Origin of the sequence: Allopusillimonas ginsengisoli, from assembly GCF_004153455.1 — a bacterium.
Classification (GTDB): domain Bacteria; phylum Pseudomonadota; class Gammaproteobacteria; order Burkholderiales; family Burkholderiaceae_B; genus Allopusillimonas; species Allopusillimonas ginsengisoli.
Map to the genome: position 1 here is coordinate 173,477 of NZ_SDQE01000006.1, position 18,475 is coordinate 191,951.

Annotated in this window: 23 protein-coding genes; 20 read left to right on the forward strand and 3 right to left on the reverse strand. The window is 61.0% G+C overall.

The genetic code is table 11. From position 1 onward, the window contains the following. Positions 1-8 precede the first annotated feature (8 nt). The 3 genes from ERE07_RS12920 to ERE07_RS12930 form a co-directional block, all read right to left on the reverse strand. Positions 9-971 carry a Bug family tripartite tricarboxylate transporter substrate binding protein gene (locus ERE07_RS12920; protein WP_130009350.1) on the reverse strand — a complete coding sequence of 321 codons (963 nt, stop codon included), beginning with the start codon at positions 969-971 and terminating at the stop codon, positions 9-11. Positions 972-1,077: 106 nt separating this feature from the next. Beyond that, on the reverse strand, positions 1,078-3,174 hold the full coding sequence (locus ERE07_RS12925) for an acetate--CoA ligase family protein (RefSeq protein ID WP_130009352.1): 2,097 nt from the start codon (positions 3,172-3,174) through the stop codon (positions 1,078-1,080). Then, positions 3,171-3,974 (reverse strand): enoyl-CoA hydratase, encoded by an 804-nt coding sequence (locus ERE07_RS12930; RefSeq protein WP_130009354.1) that lies wholly within the window; start codon positions 3,972-3,974, stop codon positions 3,171-3,173. The genes ERE07_RS12925 and ERE07_RS12930 overlap by 4 nt, the downstream gene beginning before the upstream one ends. An 89-nt stretch (positions 3,975-4,063) precedes the next feature. Here ERE07_RS12930 and ERE07_RS12935 point away from each other — a divergent pair, with 89 nt between their 5' ends. The 20 genes from ERE07_RS12935 to tatA all read left to right on the forward strand — a co-directional run bounded on the left by ERE07_RS12935 (position 4,064) and on the right by tatA (position 18,438). Beyond that, positions 4,064-4,831 (forward strand): IclR family transcriptional regulator, encoded by a 768-nt coding sequence (locus tag ERE07_RS12935; RefSeq protein WP_130009356.1) that lies wholly within the window; start codon positions 4,064-4,066, stop codon positions 4,829-4,831. Between the two features lie 122 nt (positions 4,832-4,953). Next, positions 4,954-5,790, forward strand: coding sequence for an ABC transporter ATP-binding protein (locus ERE07_RS12940; protein ID WP_130009357.1), 837 nt, complete (start codon positions 4,954-4,956; stop codon positions 5,788-5,790). Next, a complete protein-coding gene (gene mlaE / locus ERE07_RS12945; protein WP_167670883.1) occupies positions 5,787-6,578 on the forward strand; it encodes a lipid asymmetry maintenance ABC transporter permease subunit MlaE in 792 nt (263 codons plus the stop codon). Before ERE07_RS12940 ends, mlaE begins: the two co-directional genes overlap by 4 nt. Before the next feature lie 30 nt (positions 6,579-6,608). Next, a complete protein-coding gene (gene mlaD / locus ERE07_RS12950; protein WP_130009359.1) occupies positions 6,609-7,079 on the forward strand; it encodes an outer membrane lipid asymmetry maintenance protein MlaD in 471 nt (156 codons plus the stop codon). A 121-nt stretch (positions 7,080-7,200) separates the two neighbouring features. Continuing rightward, positions 7,201-8,109, forward strand: coding sequence for an MlaA family lipoprotein (locus tag ERE07_RS12955; protein ID WP_130009361.1), 909 nt, complete (start codon positions 7,201-7,203; stop codon positions 8,107-8,109). Positions 8,110-8,127: 18 nt separating this feature from the next. Further along, on the forward strand, positions 8,128-8,784 hold the full coding sequence (locus tag ERE07_RS12960) for an MlaC/ttg2D family ABC transporter substrate-binding protein (RefSeq protein WP_130009363.1): 657 nt from the start codon (positions 8,128-8,130) through the stop codon (positions 8,782-8,784). A gap of 172 nt (positions 8,785-8,956) precedes the next feature. Then, positions 8,957-9,784 carry an ABC transporter ATP-binding protein gene (locus ERE07_RS12965; protein ID WP_130009365.1) on the forward strand — a complete coding sequence of 276 codons (828 nt, stop codon included), beginning with the start codon at positions 8,957-8,959 and terminating at the stop codon, positions 9,782-9,784. Then, on the forward strand, positions 9,781-10,575 hold the full coding sequence (locus ERE07_RS12970) for an ABC transporter permease (RefSeq protein ID WP_130009367.1): 795 nt from the start codon (positions 9,781-9,783) through the stop codon (positions 10,573-10,575). Before ERE07_RS12965 ends, ERE07_RS12970 begins: the two co-directional genes overlap by 4 nt. Positions 10,576-10,580: 5 nt before the next feature. Further along, on the forward strand, positions 10,581-10,829 hold the full coding sequence (locus tag ERE07_RS12975; protein ID WP_130009369.1) for a BolA family protein: 249 nt from the start codon (positions 10,581-10,583) through the stop codon (positions 10,827-10,829). Continuing rightward, a complete protein-coding gene (murA, locus tag ERE07_RS12980) occupies positions 10,822-12,087 on the forward strand; it encodes a UDP-N-acetylglucosamine 1-carboxyvinyltransferase (RefSeq protein ID WP_130009371.1) in 1,266 nt (421 codons plus the stop codon). Before ERE07_RS12975 ends, murA begins: the two co-directional genes overlap by 8 nt. Then, positions 12,084-12,761, forward strand: a complete 678-nt coding sequence (gene hisG, locus ERE07_RS12985; protein ID WP_130009373.1) for an ATP phosphoribosyltransferase — start codon at positions 12,084-12,086, stop codon at positions 12,759-12,761. The genes murA and hisG overlap by 4 nt, the downstream gene beginning before the upstream one ends. A gap of 147 nt (positions 12,762-12,908) precedes the next feature. Continuing rightward, on the forward strand, positions 12,909-14,222 hold the full coding sequence (hisD, locus tag ERE07_RS12990) for a histidinol dehydrogenase (protein WP_130009375.1): 1,314 nt from the start codon (positions 12,909-12,911) through the stop codon (positions 14,220-14,222). A 2-nt stretch (positions 14,223-14,224) separates the two neighbouring features. Beyond that, complete coding sequence (gene hisB / locus ERE07_RS12995) at positions 14,225-14,812, forward strand: imidazoleglycerol-phosphate dehydratase HisB (RefSeq protein ID WP_130009377.1); 588 nt, start codon at positions 14,225-14,227, stop codon at positions 14,810-14,812. 48 nt (positions 14,813-14,860) lie between these two features. Then, positions 14,861-15,520, forward strand: a complete 660-nt coding sequence (hisH, locus tag ERE07_RS13000; protein WP_130009379.1) for an imidazole glycerol phosphate synthase subunit HisH — start codon at positions 14,861-14,863, stop codon at positions 15,518-15,520. A 4-nt stretch (positions 15,521-15,524) separates the two neighbouring features. Beyond that, on the forward strand, positions 15,525-16,268 hold the full coding sequence (hisA, locus tag ERE07_RS13005; protein WP_130009381.1) for a 1-(5-phosphoribosyl)-5-[(5-phosphoribosylamino)methylideneamino]imidazole-4-carboxamide isomerase: 744 nt from the start codon (positions 15,525-15,527) through the stop codon (positions 16,266-16,268). After that, entirely contained in the window at positions 16,265-17,071 is an 807-nt protein-coding gene (gene hisF, locus ERE07_RS13010) for an imidazole glycerol phosphate synthase subunit HisF (RefSeq protein ID WP_130009383.1), read from the forward strand. The genes hisA and hisF overlap by 4 nt, the downstream gene beginning before the upstream one ends. Then, positions 17,068-17,472, forward strand: a complete 405-nt coding sequence (gene hisI / locus ERE07_RS13015; RefSeq protein ID WP_130009384.1) for a phosphoribosyl-AMP cyclohydrolase — start codon at positions 17,068-17,070, stop codon at positions 17,470-17,472. The genes hisF and hisI overlap by 4 nt, the downstream gene beginning before the upstream one ends. Next, a complete protein-coding gene (locus ERE07_RS13020; RefSeq protein WP_130009386.1) occupies positions 17,469-17,810 on the forward strand; it encodes a phosphoribosyl-ATP diphosphatase in 342 nt (113 codons plus the stop codon). The genes hisI and ERE07_RS13020 overlap by 4 nt, the downstream gene beginning before the upstream one ends. A gap of 9 nt (positions 17,811-17,819) precedes the next feature. Beyond that, a complete protein-coding gene (locus tag ERE07_RS13025; RefSeq protein ID WP_130009388.1) occupies positions 17,820-18,188 on the forward strand; it encodes a histidine triad nucleotide-binding protein in 369 nt (122 codons plus the stop codon). 13 nt (positions 18,189-18,201) lie between these two features. Continuing rightward, on the forward strand, positions 18,202-18,438 hold the full coding sequence (gene tatA, locus ERE07_RS13030; protein WP_130009390.1) for a Sec-independent protein translocase subunit TatA: 237 nt from the start codon (positions 18,202-18,204) through the stop codon (positions 18,436-18,438). The last annotated feature ends 37 nt before the right edge of the window (positions 18,439-18,475 follow it).

Below are 18,475 nucleotides of genomic sequence, written 5' to 3' on the forward strand. Positions count from 1 at the left end.
ACTCGTGTTCAATTGATGCGAATGTTGGCTTCAGTGGCTACCTTGGACCAGGTTTCGATATCCTGCTTGATGAACTCGCCAAAGCTGGCTGGATCGCTGCCGATGGCATCCAGCCCCAGCGTCACCAGTTTTTCTTGCACGGGCGGCTCCTTGAGTATTTCAGAGACCGCCTGGTAAATAGTCTGGATGGCGGTATCGGGGGTGCCGGCAGGCGCCACCAGACCTAGCCATGGCATGGCCGAGAAACCGGGCACGACGGTAGCAATCGGCGGCACATCAGGCACCGACTTTGACGGCCCTTCAGTCGTGACGGCCAAAGCGCGAACACGCCCATCCTTCACAAAAGGCGAGGAGGACGCCCAGGCGTCGAACATGATCTCAACACGTCCCGCGACCAAATCCGTGAGGGCCTGTGAACTGCCCTTATAGGGAATCTCCTGCATATCCACGCCAGCCATGCTCTTGAACAATTCGGCCTCGAGTTGCGTTGACGTTCCCACGCCTACCGACGCATAGCTGAGCTTGCCGGGATTGGCGTGCAGATAATCGATAAGCTCCTTCACAGTCTTGACGGGCAGGGACGCGGTCACTTCCAGCACATGGACAACCGAGGCAACCTGCGTGACCGGCGCAAAATCCTTGACAGGGTCGTAGTCAATCTTGCTGTAAATGCTGGGCGCAATACCCAGAGACGATGCCGCCAGCAGCAAGGTATAGCCATCCGGTTTGGCGCGTGCCACATGATTGGAGGCAATGATGGTGCCGCCGCCCGGCTTGTTCTCTACAATCACTGGCTGGCCCAGACGCGACTCCAGACGCTCGGCCAGCAAGCGAGCCAGGATATCGGTAGCGCCGCCAGCCGAAAACGGCACAACGATACTGACAGGCCGCTCGGGATAGCGGTCGGCCGCAAACGCCGCGCCGGTCATGATTGCCCCCATGCAGAGGCCTGCGAGTAGTTTCTTGAACATATGATGTCTCCATGAATACTTTTGGATTACCGCTGTGTTGAAATGCCTGCTTCATCGATCGCATGCCGACAGCCGACACTGTGTTTCCGGATACCTCCTTCGATCCCTATCCGGCGAGAATTAACGCATCCAGAGCAATCACGCCCTGCCCCTGCTGTCTCACCAGCAGCGGGTTAACTTCAATTTCTTTCACTGAGGCCGGTGCGCAGGTCATGGACCTTCCGATGGCAGCGATCGCCTGTGCGGCCGCCTGAACGTCAGCCCTGGGCGCATTGCGATACCCGTCGAGCAATGGGAACGCAACCAACTGGCGCAGCAGCCTGCACGCGTCTTCCTCATCCAGAGGCAACAGTGCATGCGCGCTATCGTTGTAGAGTTCGGTGAGCACACCCCCCAGCCCCACTGTCAGCATTGGGCCAAACACGGGATCACGCCGCGCGCCGACAATCAATTCGACGCCCCCCTGCTCCATGCGCTGCACCAGTACGCCGTCCAACCTGGCCGCGGGCGCGCGCTCACCCACCTCTCGCAGCATCTGCGCGTAGGCCGCTGCCACGTGCCCGGCATCGGGCAAGTTCAGGACAACCCCACCCACTTCTGTCTTGTGTGCAATATCGGCGCTCAGGATTTTGAGCACGACGGGATACCCCAGATGCGAAGCATGCTCGATAGCCTCCTGAGCGCTATGCGCAATGCGCTCCGCTTTGACCGGCACACCTGCGCTGCCCAGGAACTGCAAGGCCTGCGCTTCATTCAACGGCCCATCGGGCAGCGCCGGTTGATTCACCGGCAGTGGCTGAGCGCCCCGCGAGCCTGCCCGTAACACACGATGGCGCCTGCGCTCCTGCCAGGACAGGAACGGCCCCAGGGCAGCGACAGCAAGCCCCAGATCATCGAAGACCGCCACGCCTGCCTCTCGCAAGAGGTCGCGGGATGTGGCATGACCCGTGTCGATGGCCGCAAAGAACCGATTGTGCGCCCGCGCCACGGCGACAATGCTGTCGGCCATGCGATCCAGCATATAGCCGGGTGCGTAGATCACCACGGCATCCAGCGCGGGCGAGGTGGCCAAGGCCTCCAATACACTGTGAACAAAGCCCGGATCATTGACAACGTTACCCGTTACATCAACCGGATTGCCCACCATGCCATAGTCCGGGATGCCTTTGCGCAACGCCGCCTGCACCTCCTGCGGCAAATCCGGCAGCGCCAGACCCGACTCGATGAATCGATCGGCGAGGATGGCACCGAGCGCGCCCGACATCGTGATCACGGCCACCCGCTCGCCAGCGGTGCGATGTCGCAACTGAGCCAGCTGTGCCAGAACCGCCATTTGCGCAAAATCCCTGGCCTCAATGACCCCCAGTTGATCGAATACGCTGCGATAGACGCGCTGATCGCCGGCGAGCGCCGAGGTGTGTGACTGCACGGCGGCGGCGCCTTTGTCGGTGGTACCGGCCTTCAGGGCGATCAGCACCTTGTCGTTCTGCGCCAACCGGCGACAGGCATCAATGAACCGCGGCCCATTGCGCAGCTGCTCCACATATCCCAGCACGATCTCCGTGTCGGCATCGTCGACAAGAAAGTCCAGATACTCAGCGAACTCCACGCACGCCTCATTGCCGGTATTGATGAAATGCGAGACGGGCAGCTCCAGTTTCCGCACCAAGCCGTAGACAGCAGCACAGACATTGCCGCTTTGCGTCAACAAACTGATCCTGCCTCGCCCTTCCTGCATGGGCACAGCATTGAACACTGAGGCAAAGGCAGTGTGCGCCTGGGTATTGAGGTTGGCAAAACCCATGCAGTTTGGCCCTGCGACCACCAGGCCCGTTTCCACGGAGAAAGCCTGTACGGCCTCTTGCAGACGCCGCCCGGCTTCCCCCTCCTCGGCGAACCCCGCCGCATAGACAATCGCCGCGCGTATCCCTTTGGCGTGGCAGCGCGCCAACATGGGCAGCACATCTTTCGCGCCGATCGCGAGTACTGCCAGGTCAGGCGCCTCGGGCATGCTTTCCACATCTGGATAGCAAGGCAGGCCGAAAACCTCCTGATACTTGGGATTGACCGGGTAAATCTTGCCTTGATAGCCATAACGGGTCAGCAGTTCGATCGGCATCCCGCCGATCCGGCCAGCGTTGTCGCTGGCGCCGACAAAGCATATGGAACGCGGATCCAGCAAAGGGCGAAGATCCTGGCTCATGCGGAATCCCCAGACTTGTTGCGCTGAATCGCCTGCGCCAGACCTTTATCCCGCACCGCCTTGAACTCGTTACTCATGTGCGACAACTGGTGCGTGTCGAAATGGGCAGACAAGGCCGTGCGCAGGCCCTGTACATCCAGGCTGCGGTTCAGTGATTTCTTGAGCAGCCGCAGACCAAAAGGCGGGGCTTGCGCAATGCGCTGCGCCAGTGCCAGGGTTTCATCTTCCAACGCCGCCACCGGAACCACACGGTTGACCATGCCTATCCGATAGGCTTCAGCCGCCTCGACACGTTCGCCCGTGAACAGCATTTCCTTGGCCTTGCGCAAACCCATCACCCAAGGATGTATCAGCACTTCTGTTGCCGCTGCCGCGAGCGTGTGGCCGACAGGGTCGGAAAAAAACGCATCGTCCGAGCACACCACCAGATCGCACATGTTCGCAATCATGAAGCCGCCCGCCACGCAAGCGCCCTGCACCTGCGCGATCGTAGGCTTGGGAAAATCCCAGATACGCAGGCAGTAGTCGAAATAGCGCAAGGACTCGTACGCCCACCGCTCCTCCACACTGAAATCAGCCCTTTTTGCCTGGGCCTCCTTCAAATCGTGGCCTGCGGAAAAATGGTCTCCGGCCGCGGCGATCACCAGCACACGCACCGCGTCGTCGCGCGCAGCCTCAGACACCGCATGATCCAGTTCATCCAGCAGTTGCTGGCTCTGCGCATTGCGCGCTTGCGGGCGATTCAGACTGATACGCCTGACCGAGCCCGTGTCTTCAACAAGCAAAAAGGTGTAGTTCATGGCCGCCCCAAGGAAATAACTTGCATGGAGCAGGATTAAGCCAGCCGATTTCCTACAATACAAACAATTAATATAAAATATCCCACTATATGGACAACACATCAAAAACTGGCACACAAAGCATTCGCCGCGTACTGCATCTTCTGCGTCTGCTCGCCGAACACGACGCGCAGGGCCTGACACTGCAAGACGTCATGGCGCAGGCAAATCTGGAGCGTTCAACCGCGCACAGGCTGTTAAGCTGCCTGGTCGACGAAAATTTCGCCCAGCGCGATGCCGCCTCGCGCCGCTACTATCTCGGCATCGACGCCATGCAGATGGGATTCTCGGCCATGTATCGCGCACCCATCGCCGATACGCTGCGGCCACTGGCCAAGCGGCTGTGCCGCCTGTCCGGCGATACTGTTTTCCTGGTGGTCCAGCAGGGGGATTACGCCCTGTGCCTATTGCGCGAGCACGGGGAGTTTCCCGTCCGCATTTTCACCATCGACGCCGGAGAAAAAAGATTGATGGGCATTGGCGCGGGGGGGCTCGCGCTCATCGCGGACTACAGCGACGCAGCAATCGCCGAAATCCATGCGCGTCACGAAAAGGCCTACCTCAAGGCCGGCCTGCCGTTGCAAACCCTGCTTCGCCATGCCAGAACGGCAAGGGAGCTCGGGTATGCAGAAATTGTTGATGGCATCACGCCGGGCGTCTCCGGCGTAGGGTGTGCCTTTGCGATTTCAAAAATCACCAAAGTCGCCATCAGTTTCGGCGCGATCAGCCAGCGCCTTGATGCCACCCGCCGCAAGGCCATGGGCCGCTTGCTGGTCGCAGAATGCCAGGCCTGGCGCGAAGACCCCGAGCGCGGCTGAGGCCCCGCAAGCGGTCACGAACCCAGGGAAACTGCCGCTATGCCAAGGAAACATCCTGCATCATGCGGAGTTTGGAGCATAAAACGCTACAATGCAGGGCTTAACGTCAAAAGTGACTGCTTATGACTTCGAACAGCCAACCTGCCGGTGCACCGCTCGTCACGTTCAGCGACGTCGCCCTCGGCTACGGCGACTTCACCGTCCTGGAAGGGATCAACATCAGCGTCAGCCGTGGCCAAGTCGTGGCCATGATGGGCGGCTCAGGCTCGGGAAAGACCACGCTGCTGCGTGGAACCACCGGCCAGATCAAGGCCCAGCGCGGCACGATTCAGGTTTTTGGGCAGGATATCAGCGCGCTGGATGGCGAACCCCTGCGCGAAGTGCGTCAACGCATGGGGGTGCTGTTCCAGCAAGGCGCCCTCTTTACCGACCTGAACGTATTCGAGAACGTTGCCTTTCCGCTGCGCGAACACACCCGCATGACCGAACCCGAAATCATCGACCGCGTGCTGGACAAGCTCGATGCCGTCGGCCTGCGGGCGGCAGCCCATCTCGGCATTTCGGAAATCTCAGGCGGCATGGCGCGTCGGGTGGCCCTCGCACGCGCCATCGTGCTGGAGCCAGAGCTCGTGTTGTACGATGAGCCTTTTGCCGGACTGGACCCCATCTCGCTTGGCATCACCGCGCAGCTGATTCGCAGCCTCACGGATCGCCTCCAGTGCGCCTCCATCCTGATTACCCACGATGTCGCGGAATCGTTCGCCATTGCGGATTATGTATACGTGGTTGGCCAGGGCAAGCTGCTCGCCAACGGCAGCCCTCAGGCGCTCACAGGGTCTGAGGATGCCTACGTCAAACAGTTTCTCAATGGCGAGCCCGATGGTCCCATCGCTTTCCATTACCCAACGACTCCGGCGTTTGACACATGGCTGGAACAACACCACACAGGACGCCCATGATTCATCCCGTCCGAACCATCGCCGGGCTAGGCGCCCGCGTCCGGCACAGCGTCAGCGGCCTGGGTGCATTCATGCGGCTGGCGGGCGCCATCCTCGCCCGCAGCGGCGTGGCGCTCAAACGCCCCGGGCTGGTGTCGCAGCAGGTGCACTTCATTGGCAATTATTCTTTGCTGATCATCGCCGTATCGGGCCTGTTCGTCGGCTTCGTGCTCGGCCTGCAAGGCTACTACACACTTAACCGCTACGGCTCCGAAGAAGCGCTGGGCCTGTTGGTTGCACTGTCGCTCACGCGCGAGCTGGGGCCTGTGGTCACCGCCCTGCTGTTCGCCGGGCGGGCGGGCACTTCGCTCACGGCCGAAATCGGCCTGATGAAGGCCGGCGAGCAAATCGCCGCCATGGAAGTCATGGCGGTCGACCCCATTCGGCGTGTGCTCACGCCGCGCTTCTGGGGCGGGGTGATCGCCATGCCGGTTCTGGCGGCGGTTTTCTCCATGGTAGGCATCATTGGCGGCTGGGTCGTCGGTGTGCTGTTGATCGGTATCGATGCAGGCGCGTTCTGGTCGCAGATGCAAGGCGGCGTCGATGTCTTCAACGATGTGCTCAATGGCGTGGTCAAGAGCGTGGTCTTTGGGATTGCCGTCACGCTGATCGCCCTGCATGCGGGCTGGACGGCCAAACCGACGCCCGAAGGCGTATCGCGCGCCACGACCCGTACGGTGGTAACCGGATCGCTGGTCGTGCTGGGTCTGGACTTCGTCCTGACCGCACTGATGTTCAGCAACTCATAGCCAGACAATTCAACGAGAGGCAGATTAAACATGACGCGTGAAAAAACCGATTTCTGGGTGGGCCTTTTCGTGCTGCTGGGCGGCATTGCCCTGTTGTTCCTGGCACTGCGGGCTGGCAACATGAGCTCGTTCTCATTTTCGTCTACCTATCAGGTCACGGCGCACTTCGACAACCTCGGCGGGCTCAAGGTGCGTGCGCCGGTCAAAAGCAGCGGCGTGGTGGTCGGCCGGGTGTCCAGCATAGGCTTCGACAACGAACGCTACCAGGCAGTCGCAACGCTGGATCTCGAGGAACGCTACCAGTTTCCAGATGACTCCTCTGCCTCTATCCTGACATCAGGCCTGCTGGGCGAGCAGTACATTGGCATCACGCCGGGCGGGGACGAAAAAATGCTCGCCGACGACAGCCAGATCAAGTACACCCAGAGCGCTGTCGTTCTGGAAGAGCTCATCAGCAAGTTCCTGTACAGCACCGCCGACAAAGAAGGCGGTTCCAAATAATGACGCGGGCTGGCCTTCCTGCACCTCACGACTGCCATGCGGGGGCCGCCGGGGCAAACTGGAGCCGGATGCACCCGGCGATTACAATCATTCATCGCGGTCAAAACAACACTTCATTCCTATGACGCAACTTCATACCCCGGCGCCTTCGCGCACGCAACGATATGTCCGCCTGGCAGGCCTTTGTGGGGCCGTATCCCTCGTGGCCGGCTGCGCAACCGTCAACAATCCCACGCCCCAGGACCCCTGGGAAAGCTACAACCGCAGCATGTACACCTTTAACGACACGCTCGACAAGGCACTGCTCAAGCCCATCGCGTCGGGTTACGACCAGATCATGCCCAATCCCATTCAGACATGTATCCACAACATGTTCAATAACCTGGGCGATGTCTGGTCTGCCGCGAACAGCTTTCTCCAGGGCCGGGGGCATGATTTCTTCAACACCCTGGGCCGTGTGCTGTTCAACACAACCATGGGGCTGGGCGGCTGTATCGACGTCGCCTCCATGAACGGCTCCAAACGCATCGTCAACGACTTTGGCGTAACGCTCGGTGTCTGGGGATTGAAATCCGGTCCGTATGTCGTGCTCCCCTTCCTGGGTTCGAGCACCGTTCGCGACGGCAGCGCCACCGCCATCACGCTGGGCACGGGCTTCTCACCCACCACCCCCATTCTCGCCATCGACGACGTGCCGACGCGCAACGCTATCATTGGCCTGTATTTTGTCGACGCGCGCGCCAACCTGCTCGATGCCGACAAACTGGTCGACGAAATCGCGCTGGATCGCTACAGCTTCATACGCGATGCCTACCTGCAGCGGCGCAAATCCATGGTCGACAGCCGCAAGCAGGGCGCCGCCGCACCCGATTACTCCGACGACGGCTTGCCAGACTATTCCGACGACGATCTGCCCGATTACTCTGATGATGACGCTGCCAGCGCACCTGCCGCCAGCGCCCAATCGGGTACGGTCGCCACGCAACCCTCAAGTGCCGGCCAGAACGCCACTGCGGCGCCGGCTCAATAATCCCGGAGGTTACAGTTCATGATTTTTTCGTTTCTACGATCTTCTTCCCTGCTTCAACGCATGATGGCTGTTGCACTGTTGGGCATCGCCCTGGCAGCGGCGTCGGCGCATGCCGCCACGGTCGATCCCAAGGCGGCGCCCAACGATTTCGTCCAGGCTGCTGCCGACAATGCGCTGAATGCGCTCAAGCAAGACAAGGTGGCGCAAGCCGGCGACCTGAACCGCATCAACCAGCTGGTCGACCAATACATACTGCCCTATGTGAATTTCGAGAAAACCACGCGCCTGGCCGCCGGCCGTTACTGGCGTCAGGCGACGCCCGACCAGCAAAAGCGCCTGGTCGACGCCTTTCGCAATACGCTCATCCGCACCTACAGCGGCGCGCTGGCCAATGTCGACCAGAAATCCACCATGACGATGCAGCCGTTCCGCGGCGATCCCAAGGCCGACGACGTGGTCGTGCGCTCTTCGGTGTCGCAAAGCAATGGCCCTGCGGTTGGCGTCGACTATCGGCTGGAGCAAACGCCCTCAGGCTGGAAAATCTACGATCTCAATGTTGAAGGCATCTGGCTTATTCAGAATTACCGCAACCAGTTTGCCCAGCAGATCTCGCAAAATGGCATCGACGGCCTGATCGACGCGCTCAACAAAAACCAGGCCAAACAGCCGTCGTAACAGTCTGCGCAGCAAGCCGACAGGGGTTGCTCCCTGCTGCAGCCGTGACACGCGGCAGCCGCTTCTCCAGGGCGCAGCCTGACCGAGCGGCGCCGCGGGGCCTGCCCGCGGTTCACAGCGTCTATAATGTAAAGCTTGGCCTGCATCAAGGCCGAGCTTTTTTTGTGTGCCCATGCCTGCCCTCAGCCTAGAACATATCTCCAAGACGTATGCCCCCAGCCCGCCCAGCCTCAAAGACCGGCTGCTGCGCGTCCCGGGCAAACCCGGACACCAGGCGCTTGACGATGTCAGCTTTACCGTAGACCACGGCGAATTTTTTGGCCTGCTGGGTCCGAATGGCGCTGGCAAGACAACGCTAATTTCCATTCTGGCCGGACTGGTAAGCGCCAGCGCCGGCACGGCGCGTGTCTGTGGCCACGACGTCCAGGGAGATTTTCGCCAGGCACGGCGTTCGCTCGGCGTCGTCCCCCAGGAAATTGTCTACGATCCCTTTTTTACGGTTCGCGAAACCCTGCGCATCCAGTCCGGCTACTTTGGCCTGCGCAACAACGACGACTGGATCGACGAAATCCTTCTGAACCTGGGCCTCTCGGACAAATCCGACGCCAATATGCGTGCGCTGTCGGGCGGTATGAAGCGCCGGGTTCTGGTGGCCCAGGCATTGGTACACAGGCCGCCTGTCATCATTCTCGATGAACCCACCGCAGGCGTGGACGTAGACCTGCGCCGCACGCTCTGGGATTTCATCTCGCGCCTGAACAAGGAAGGCCACACCATTCTGCTGACCACCCACTACCTCGAGGAGGCCGAAGCCCTGTGCGGCCGTATCGCCATGCTCAAGGGTGGGCGCATTGCCGCGCTGGACACCATGCAGGCGCTGCTCGCGCGCGTCGGCGGCTCCGATCTTGAAGATGCGTTCGTGCGCATCATGCATGCCGGAGATAACGAGGGTACGGGCGAACGCGATGGCGCCGAAACGCTGGAGATCCCGACCCTATGAAGCCCACTCCGCTGCTCCAACCCCGCACCGACATGGGTTCGGGTTTTCCGACGCTGTTGCGCAAGGAACTGCTGCGCTTCTGGAAGGTCGCTTTCCAGACGATCGCGGCGCCCGTTGTCACGGCATTGCTGTATCTGCTGGTTTTTGCGCACGTACTCGAAGGGCGCGTCAATATATATGGCACCGTGCCGTACACCTCCTTCCTGATTCCGGGGCTCATGATGATGAGCATGTTGCAGAACGCCTTTGCCAATCCATCCTCATCGCTGATCCAGAGCCGCATCACGGGTAATCTGGTGTTTATTCTGCTGCCGCCGCTTTCGCATCGGGAAATCTTCAGCGCCTACCTGCTGTCGGCCATTGTGCGCGGCCTGTGCGTAGGCGCCTGTATCTGGATCGTGGCGCTGTTTTTTGTTGCCCTGCCCGCCGCCAACGTGCTTTGGGTGCTCGTCTTCGCCATACTGGCCTGTGGCATCATGGGCACCTTGGGGCTGATTGCTGGCCTGTGGTCCGAAAAATTCGACCAGCTTGCCGCCTTCCAGAACTTTCTCATCATGCCTGCCACCTTTCTGTCAGGCGTGTTCTACTCCATTCACAGCCTGCCTCCCTTCTGGCAGGCCGTCTCACGCTGGAACCCCCTGTTCTACACCATAGACGGCATGCGCTATGGGTTTTTCGCCGTGTCCGATGTTTCGCCCTGGCACAGCCTGCTGGTTGTCTCGGCAGTATTCATCGCACTTTGCTTTTTTGCCCTGCGCCTGCTGGCCAGCGGCTACAAACTCAGGAGTTGACCGCCATGTTGCCTACCCCCGACCAAGTACGCGAGTACATTGCCGCCAATCTGAATTGCGAGCATATCGAGGTGCAGGGTGACGGTTCTCATTTCGAGGCCATCATCGTCAGCCCCGCGTTCGAAGGCAAGCGCCTTATCGCCCGCCATCAACTGGTCTATGCGGCACTGGGCGAACGCATGAAAGCCGAAATACACGCGCTGTCCATGCGCACCCTCACCCCCGCAGAATACGAAGCGAACCCGAATGGATAAACTGCTGATTACTGGCGGCAACCGCCTGCACGGCGAAATCGACGTGTCTGGCGCCAAGAACGCTGCCCTGCCCATACTGTGCGCCAGCCTGCTCACCGCCGACGCCATCACCCTGCACAATGTGCCAGACCTGAAGGACATCGGAACCACGCTGAAGCTGCTCGGGCAAATGGGCGTCAAGTCGGAGAAATCCGGCCGGGACAGCGTCACGCTCAGTGCAGCACACGTGGACAGGCTCGAAGCGCCTTACGAGCTCGTCAAAACCATGCGTGCCTCCATTCTGGTGCTCGGGCCGCTGCTGGCGCGCTTTGGCGAGGCCCGCGTCAGCCTGCCGGGCGGGTGCGCCATTGGCCAACGCCCGGTGGATCAGCATATCAAAGGGCTGGAAGCCATGGGCGCGGACATCCGCATCGAGCACGGCTTTGTGGTCGCCAAGGCCAGCCGCCTCAAAGGCGCCTCCATCGTTACCGACATGGTCACCGTCACGGGAACGGAAAACCTGATGATGGCAGCCGTGCTCGCCGAAGGCAGAACGACGCTGGAAAATGCCGCGCGCGAGCCTGAAGTGGTCGATCTGGCTGAATTACTCAATAAAATGGGCGCCCGCATACAAGGCCATGGAACCGACCGGATCGTGATTGATGGCGTGGAACGCCTGCACGGCGCCACTCACCAGGTGATCGCGGACCGCATCGAAGCGGGCACGTTTCTGTGCGCCGTCGGGGCGACGGGCGGTGAGATCACGCTGCGCCGCGCTGCGCCCCATACAATGGGCGCCACCCTGGACAAGCTGCAGGAAGCCGGCATGCACATTGAGTGCGGCGATGACTGGATACGCGGCGCCATGAACGCCCGCCCCCGCGCAACGGGATTCCGCACCGCTGAATACCCGGGTTTCCCTACCGACATGCAGGCCCAGCTCATGGCCCTGAACACGATCGCCTCGGGTACGGCGGTCATTGCCGAAAACATCTTCGAAAACCGGTACATGCACGTGCAGGAGCTCGTTCGCATGGGCGCCATGATAGACATCGACAGCCACACCGCCGTCGTCAGCGGCGTTGAGCAACTGCTGGGGGCCACGGTCATGGCAACAGACCTTCGCGCCTCGGCGAGCCTGGTCATTGCCGGCCTGGCGGCGCAGGGCGACACGACGATAGAACGCATTTACCATCTGGATCGCGGCTACGAGCGCATGGAAGAAAAGTTGCGTGCTGTAGGCGCCAATATCCAACGCCTGACAGGAAAAGACGCATGAGCCCCGCCAGCCTGGACAAACCTCTGACCCTGGCTCTGTCCAAGGGACGCATTTTCGACGAAACCATGCCTCTGCTTTCCGCAGCGGGCATCCAGGTATCAGAAAGTCCGGAAACCTCACGCAAGCTGATCCTGCCCACCAGCAGCCCCGACCTGCAAATCATTATCGTGCGCGCCTCCGACGTGCCGACCTATGTCCAATATGGTGCGGCGGATTTCGGCATTGCAGGCAAGGACGTGCTTCATGAGCATGTTGCCACTCACCCAGGCGGCCTGTATCAACCCGTAGACCTCAACATCGCGCGCTGCCGCCTATGCGTGGCGGTGCGCCAGGGGTTCGACTACGAAGCAGCCGTGCGCCAGGGCTCACGCCTGCGTGTCGCCACCAAATACGTGCGCGCCGCCCGCGAACACTTTGCGGGCAAGGGCGTGTACGTCGATCTGATCAAGCTGTACGGCTCCATGGAGCTGGCCCCGCTGGTTGGTCTTGCCGACGCCATTGTCGACCTTGTCTCCACCGGCGGAACCCTCAAGGCCAACAACCTGGTCGCCGTAGAGGACATCACGGAGATTTCCTCGCGCCTGATCGTCAACCAGGCGTCGCTCAAGATGCGCTCAGCGGCCCTGCAACCCTTGATCGATGCCTTTGCAAGGGCTTCGCTGGCCAATAAGTAAGACTTTGCCAGGGTGGTTTGGCAGGGCTCACAGGGCCCCATGTTGTGCTGGGTGCGGCATGCTGGCGGCTTTTCCCGACGACACCTGCGCTTACGGTATACACTCAGGCTTATAAGCAAGCACTTATTTACTCACTGGTTCGCAACGATGTCATCGATCAAACGCCTCAGCACCCAGTCTTCCGGGTTTCAGGCAACGCTTCGCGCTCTGCTGGCCTTTGACGCCTCGCAGGACGAATCCATAGAACGCGCTGTCGCCGATATCCTGCGCGATGTGCAACAGCGAGGCGATCAGGCGGTACTGGACTACACCCAGCGCTTTGACCGCGTCGATGCTGCAAGCGTCGCCGATCTCGAAATTCCCCGCAGTGCGCTTCAGGCTGCGCTGAATGGGCTCGATGCTGCGCAACGCGCCGCGCTCGAAACCGCCGCGCAGCGCGTACGCCGCTATCACGAGCGCCAGCAGGCCGAAACCTGGACCTACACAGAGCCAGACGGCACGGTATTGGGCCAGAAGATCACACCGCTTGATCGCGTCGGCCTTTATGTACCCGGCGGCAAGGCCGCCTACCCCTCATCAGTGCTGATGAATGCCATTCCCGCCAAAGTGGCTGGCGTGCCCGAAGTGGTCATGGTAACCCCCACGCCAGATGGCTTGCGCAATCCCATCGTGCTTGCCGCCGCGGCGCTCGGTGGCGTCGATCGCGCGTGGAGCATAGGCGGCGCACAGGCGGTTGGCGCCCTGGCCTACGGCACAGATACCATCGGCCCTGTCGACAAGATCGTGGGCCCGGGCAATGCCTATGTCGCTGCGGCCAAGCGGCGGGTGTTCGGCACAGTGGGCATTGACATGATCGCAGGCCCCAGCGAAATCCTGATCATCGCAGACGGCAGCACGCCGGCGGATTGGGTAGCCATGGATCTGTTCTCGCAGGCCGAACACGACGAACTGGCCCAGGCCATTCTGCTTTGCCCCGATGCCGATTACCTTGACCAGGTCCAGGCAGCCATCGATCGCTTGCTGCCGACCATGCCGCGTGCCGACATCATCCACGTCAGCCTGGGCAATCGCGGCGCGCTCATCCATGTCCAAGACATGGATGAAGCCTGTGCGATTGCCAACGACATTGCGCCGGAACACCTGGAAATATCCGCCCTCGATCCCCAGCATTGGGCAGATCGCATCCGGCACGCAGGCGCAATCTTCCTGGGCCGCTACAGCTCTGAAGCCCTGGGCGATTACTGCGCCGGCCCCAACCATGTGCTGCCGACGTCACGCACGGCGCGCTTTTCCTCGCCGCTGGGCGTGTACGACTTCCAGAAACGCTCCAGCCTTATCCAAATATCGGAACAGGGCGCCCAGACCCTGGGCCCCATCGCCGCGACACTGGCCTATGGCGAAGGCCTGCAGGCTCACGCCGCCAGTGCCGAATACCGCCTGAACACTACTGAAAGCTCCTGATCATGCGTACTGCCGACATTACCCGCAACACCAACGAAACGCGCGTGCGCGTGGCCATCAATCTGGACGGCACCGGCCGTCAGACCATCAATACCGGCGTACCCTTCCTGGATCACATGCTGGATCAAATCGCACGGCATGGCCTGATAGACCTGGATATCCACTGTGATGGCGATACCCATATCGACGACCACCACACGGTTGAAGACGTGGGCATCACGCTGGGCCAGGCCTTTGCGGCCGCTGTCGGCGACAAGGCCGGCCTGCGCCGCTATGGCCACTCGTATGTACCGCTGGACGAAGCGCTGTCGCGCGTGGTGATCGATTTTTCGGGCCGTCCGGGGCTTTATTACCATATCCCTTTCACGCGCTCGCATATCGGCCAGTTCGACGTCGATCTGGCGCGCGAATTCTTTCAGGGCTTCGTCAACCATGCGCTGGCGACGCTGCACATCGACAATCTGCGCGGCGAAAATTCGCACCACCAGTGCGAAACCGTCTTCAAGGCATTTGGCCGCGCCCTGCGCATGGCCACAGAGCTTGACCCACGCAACGCGGGTGTGGTGCCTTCCACGAAAGGGGTTCTGTAAACGGCGCTTTCCGGCGTCCTCCATACCGCAAACCAACGCCTGACTATCGTGAATACTATCGCCATTGTTGACTACGGCATGGGGAATTTCCATTCGGTTGCGCGCGCCTTGCAGGCTGCCGCGCCGGATGCCGACATCCGCATCTGCCGCAATGCCGCCGACATCGACAGCGCTGCCCGCGTCGTGTTTCCCGGCCAGGGCGCCATGCCTGACTGCATCCGCACCCTGGATGAGTCCGGGTTGCGCGATGCCGTGTTGCGCGCCGCGCGCACCAAGCCCCTGCTGGGTGTCTGCGTGGGCGAGCAAATGTTGTTTTCCAGCAGCGAAGAAGGTAACACGCCCTGCCTGGATATCTTTTCCGGCAGCGTAAAACGCTTTGCAGGCCCGCAATTTGCTGAGACAAATATCGAGCCGGACGGCCAGACGCCAGAACGGCTCAAGGTGCCCCACATGGGCTGGAACCGCGTCAAACAGACGCGCAAGCATCTCATGTGGGCAGGCATACCGGACGAAACACATTTTTATTTCGTGCACAGTTACTATGCGCAACCCGCTGACCCCGGCTTGACTGTTGGGGAAAGCCACTACGGGCTGAGCTTTACCTGTGCGATCGCAAACGCTAACATTTTCGCGGTACAGTTCCATCCCGAAAAGAGCGCCGACCACGGCCTGCGTCTTTATCGGAATTTCGTAGATTGGAATCCTTAACATCATGCTACTGATCCCCGCCATAGATCTCAAAGACGGGCGTTGTGTGCGCCTGCGCCAGGGCGACCTGGACGACGCTACCGTATTTTCCGAAGACCCCGCCGCCATGGCCACGCAATGGCTGGAACAAGGGGCCCGGCGCCTGCACTTGGTCGACCTCAATGGCGCAGTGGCCGGCAAGCCCAAGAACGGCGCGGCCATCAAGGCCATCATCGAGGCCATGGGCGACGACATCCCCGTGCAAATCGGCGGCGGCATACGCGACCTGGACACCATCGAGCACTATCTCGACGCTGGCTTGTCTTACATCATCATCGGCACTGCGGCCGTCAAGGATCCGGGTTTTCTGCGCGACGCCTGCAGCGCCTTTCCCGGCAATATCATCGTCGGCCTGGACGCCCGCGACGGCAAGGTGGCCACAGACGGCTGGAGCAAACTTACGCGCCACGACGTGCTGGACCTGGCCCATAAATTCGAAGACTATGGCTGCGAAGCCATCATCTACACGGATATCGGGCGCGACGGCATGCTCTCCGGCGTCAACATCGAAGCAACCGTCAACCTGGCGCGCCACGTCAACATACCCATCATCGCCTCGGGCGGCGTCACCAACCTGAAAGACATCGAAGCGCTGTGCGAGGTCGAAGACGAAGGCATCGAAGGCGCTATCCTGGGACGCAGCCTGTACGAAGGCACGCTGGATTTTGCTGCGGCGCAAGATCTCGCAGACCAGCTCGGCACATCATGACGGCTGCCAGCCCCGCTCTCGACACCGGCCTGACCCGGCGCATCATCCCCTGCCTCGACGTGACCGCGGGCCGGGTGGTCAAGGGCGTCAATTTCGTCAACCTCATGGATGCGGGCGACCCGGTGGAAATCGCGCAACGCTACAACGAGCAGGGCGCAGACGAACTGACCTTTCTGGACATCACGGCCACCAGCGACGAGCGCGACGTGATCCTGCACATCATTGAAGACGTGGCGCGCCAGGTGTTCATCCCGCTGACCGTCGGCGGCGGCGTGCGCCGTGTGGCCGACATCCAGCGCCTGCTCAACGCTGGCGCAGACAAGGTTTCCATCAACAGCGCCGCCGTCTCGGATCCGGAGCTCGTACGCGCGGCGGCCGATTATCATGGCTCGCAGTGCATCGTTGTCGCCATCGACGCGCGACGCGTCTCGGCAGACGGCGAACCGCCACGCTGGGAAGTCTTCACCCATGGCGGCCGCAAGGCAACCGGCCTGGATGCCGTGCAATGGGCGCGGCAAATGGCCGACTACGGCGCTGGCGAACTCTTGCTGACCAGCATGGACCGTGATGGCACCAAATCCGGCTTCGACCTCGAGCTCACCCGAACCGTGTCCGATGCCGTACCCGTCCCGGTGATCGCATCCGGGGGGGTGGGTTCGCTGCAGCACCTGGCTGACGGGGTGACAGTAGGCCGCGCAAGCGCCGTGCTGGCGGCCAGTATCTTCCACTACGGCCAGCATACCGTGCAGGAAGCCAAGAAATTTATGGCACAGCAAGGTATTAAGGTACGATTACCCGTATGACACAGGAAACTCACTGGCTCTCAGCCGTTCACTTCGACGACAAAGGCCTGATTCCGGCGATCGCGCAAGACGTGGACTCCGGCGTTGTGCTGATGATCGCCTGGATGAACGCTGAAGCACTCGAAGAAACGGTGGCGACCGCGCGCGCCGTGTACTGGTCGCGCTCGCGCAACCGCCTGTGGCGCAAAGGCGAGGAATCCGGCAACGTTCAGATCGTGCACGAAATCCGTCTCGACTGCGATGGCGACGTCGTTCTGCTCAAAGTGCGCCAGGAAGGCGGCATTGCCTGCCATACTGGCCGCGAAAGCTGTTTTTTCCGCCGCCTGGACGGCGCCTCCGAGAAAGCGGTCTGGACCACTGTCGACCCCGTCCTGAAAGATCCCGAACTGATCTATAAATGAAACCGGATACCGCAACCCTTCTCGCCCGACTGGCCGACACGCTGGAAACCCGCCTGCCGGCCAATGGCGGCGATCCCGCGACGTCGTACAGCGCCAAGCTGCTGGCGCGCGGGCCGGATGCCTTCCTGAAGAAAATCGGCGAAGAAGCCACCGAGCTCGTCATGGCAGCCAAAGACAACCAGCCTGAGCGCATTGTCAGCGAAACGGCCGATCTCTGGTTCCATTGCCTGGTCACCCTGGCCCATTACGGCCTGCGCCCCGAACAGGTGCTGGACGAGCTGGCCCGCCGCGAAGGCACTTCCGGACTGGCCGAAAAAGCCAGCCGGCCCAATCAATAAGGTCAAGACATGAGTGACAACTGTCTGTTCTGCAAGATCGTCGAGGGGCAGATCCCCTCGAAAAAAGTCTACGAAGACGACGAATTCTTTGCATTCCAGGATATCAATCCAGCCGCGCCCGTCCATCTTCTGGTGGTACCCAAGCATCACGTGACCTCCTTGCAGGAGATCAGCGAGCAGGATGCCGCCTGGCTCGGAAGACTCATGACGCTCGCCCCCAGGCTGGCACAGGAAAACGGTTGCACGCCGGGGCCCGAAGGCGGCTTTCGGGTGGTCATTAACACAGGCGCAGAGGGCGGACAGGAAGTCGGCCATCTGCACATGCATATAATCGGGGGCCCCCGCCCCTGGGACAAACGCGCGGCACCCGCCGCCTAAACGGAGAAACCTTATGGGTAGTTTCAGCATTTGGCATTGGCTAGTCGTCTTGGTGATTGTTGCGCTGATTTTCGGCACGAAAAAGCTGCGCAATATGGGCGAAGATCTTGGCGGTGCCGTCAAGGGCTTCAAGAAGGGCATGCGTGATGCCAGCGAAGAAAGCGACGCGAAGGCGCCCGAAGCCGTTACCCAGCGCACGCAAAGCGAGGACACGATCGACGTACAGGCCAAGGAAAAGACGGACGCCTGAGGCGTACGTATTCCATGTCCCAGACAGATCGAATACC

What these genes read in the sequence shown, in the direction of transcription:
- ERE07_RS12975 (WP_130009369.1), top strand. Translation starts at nt 10,581, where the DNA reads ATGTTGCCTACCCCCGACCAAGTACGCGAGTACATTGCCGCCAATCTG.
- hisA (WP_130009381.1), top strand. Translation starts at nt 15,525, where the DNA reads ATGCTACTGATCCCCGCCATAGATCTCAAAGACGGGCGTTGTGTGCGC.
- murA (WP_130009371.1), top strand. Translation starts at nt 10,822, where the DNA reads ATGGATAAACTGCTGATTACTGGCGGCAACCGCCTGCACGGCGAAATC.
- ERE07_RS12965 (WP_130009365.1), top strand. Translation starts at nt 8,957, where the DNA reads ATGCCTGCCCTCAGCCTAGAACATATCTCCAAGACGTATGCCCCCAGC.
- ERE07_RS13020 (WP_130009386.1), top strand. Translation starts at nt 17,469, where the DNA reads ATGAAACCGGATACCGCAACCCTTCTCGCCCGACTGGCCGACACGCTG.
- mlaD (WP_130009359.1), top strand. Translation starts at nt 6,609, where the DNA reads ATGACGCGTGAAAAAACCGATTTCTGGGTGGGCCTTTTCGTGCTGCTG.
- ERE07_RS12960 (WP_130009363.1), top strand. Translation starts at nt 8,128, where the DNA reads ATGATTTTTTCGTTTCTACGATCTTCTTCCCTGCTTCAACGCATGATG.
- tatA (WP_130009390.1), top strand. Translation starts at nt 18,202, where the DNA reads ATGGGTAGTTTCAGCATTTGGCATTGGCTAGTCGTCTTGGTGATTGTT.
- ERE07_RS12955 (WP_130009361.1), top strand. Translation starts at nt 7,201, where the DNA reads ATGACGCAACTTCATACCCCGGCGCCTTCGCGCACGCAACGATATGTC.
- ERE07_RS12970 (WP_130009367.1), top strand. Translation starts at nt 9,781, where the DNA reads ATGAAGCCCACTCCGCTGCTCCAACCCCGCACCGACATGGGTTCGGGT.
- ERE07_RS12925 (WP_130009352.1), bottom strand. Translation starts at nt 3,174, where the DNA reads ATGAGCCAGGATCTTCGCCCTTTGCTGGATCCGCGTTCCATATGCTTT.
- hisI (WP_130009384.1), top strand. Translation starts at nt 17,068, where the DNA reads ATGACACAGGAAACTCACTGGCTCTCAGCCGTTCACTTCGACGACAAA.
- ERE07_RS13025 (WP_130009388.1), top strand. Translation starts at nt 17,820, where the DNA reads ATGAGTGACAACTGTCTGTTCTGCAAGATCGTCGAGGGGCAGATCCCC.
- hisD (WP_130009375.1), top strand. Translation starts at nt 12,909, where the DNA reads ATGTCATCGATCAAACGCCTCAGCACCCAGTCTTCCGGGTTTCAGGCA.
- mlaE (WP_167670883.1), top strand. Translation starts at nt 5,787, where the DNA reads ATGATTCATCCCGTCCGAACCATCGCCGGGCTAGGCGCCCGCGTCCGG.
- hisF (WP_130009383.1), top strand. Translation starts at nt 16,265, where the DNA reads ATGACGGCTGCCAGCCCCGCTCTCGACACCGGCCTGACCCGGCGCATC.
- ERE07_RS12940 (WP_130009357.1), top strand. Translation starts at nt 4,954, where the DNA reads ATGACTTCGAACAGCCAACCTGCCGGTGCACCGCTCGTCACGTTCAGC.
- hisB (WP_130009377.1), top strand. Translation starts at nt 14,225, where the DNA reads ATGCGTACTGCCGACATTACCCGCAACACCAACGAAACGCGCGTGCGC.
- hisG (WP_130009373.1), top strand. Translation starts at nt 12,084, where the DNA reads ATGAGCCCCGCCAGCCTGGACAAACCTCTGACCCTGGCTCTGTCCAAG.
- ERE07_RS12920 (WP_130009350.1), bottom strand. Translation starts at nt 971, where the DNA reads ATGTTCAAGAAACTACTCGCAGGCCTCTGCATGGGGGCAATCATGACC.
- ERE07_RS12935 (WP_130009356.1), top strand. Translation starts at nt 4,064, where the DNA reads ATGGACAACACATCAAAAACTGGCACACAAAGCATTCGCCGCGTACTG.
- ERE07_RS12930 (WP_130009354.1), bottom strand. Translation starts at nt 3,974, where the DNA reads ATGAACTACACCTTTTTGCTTGTTGAAGACACGGGCTCGGTCAGGCGT.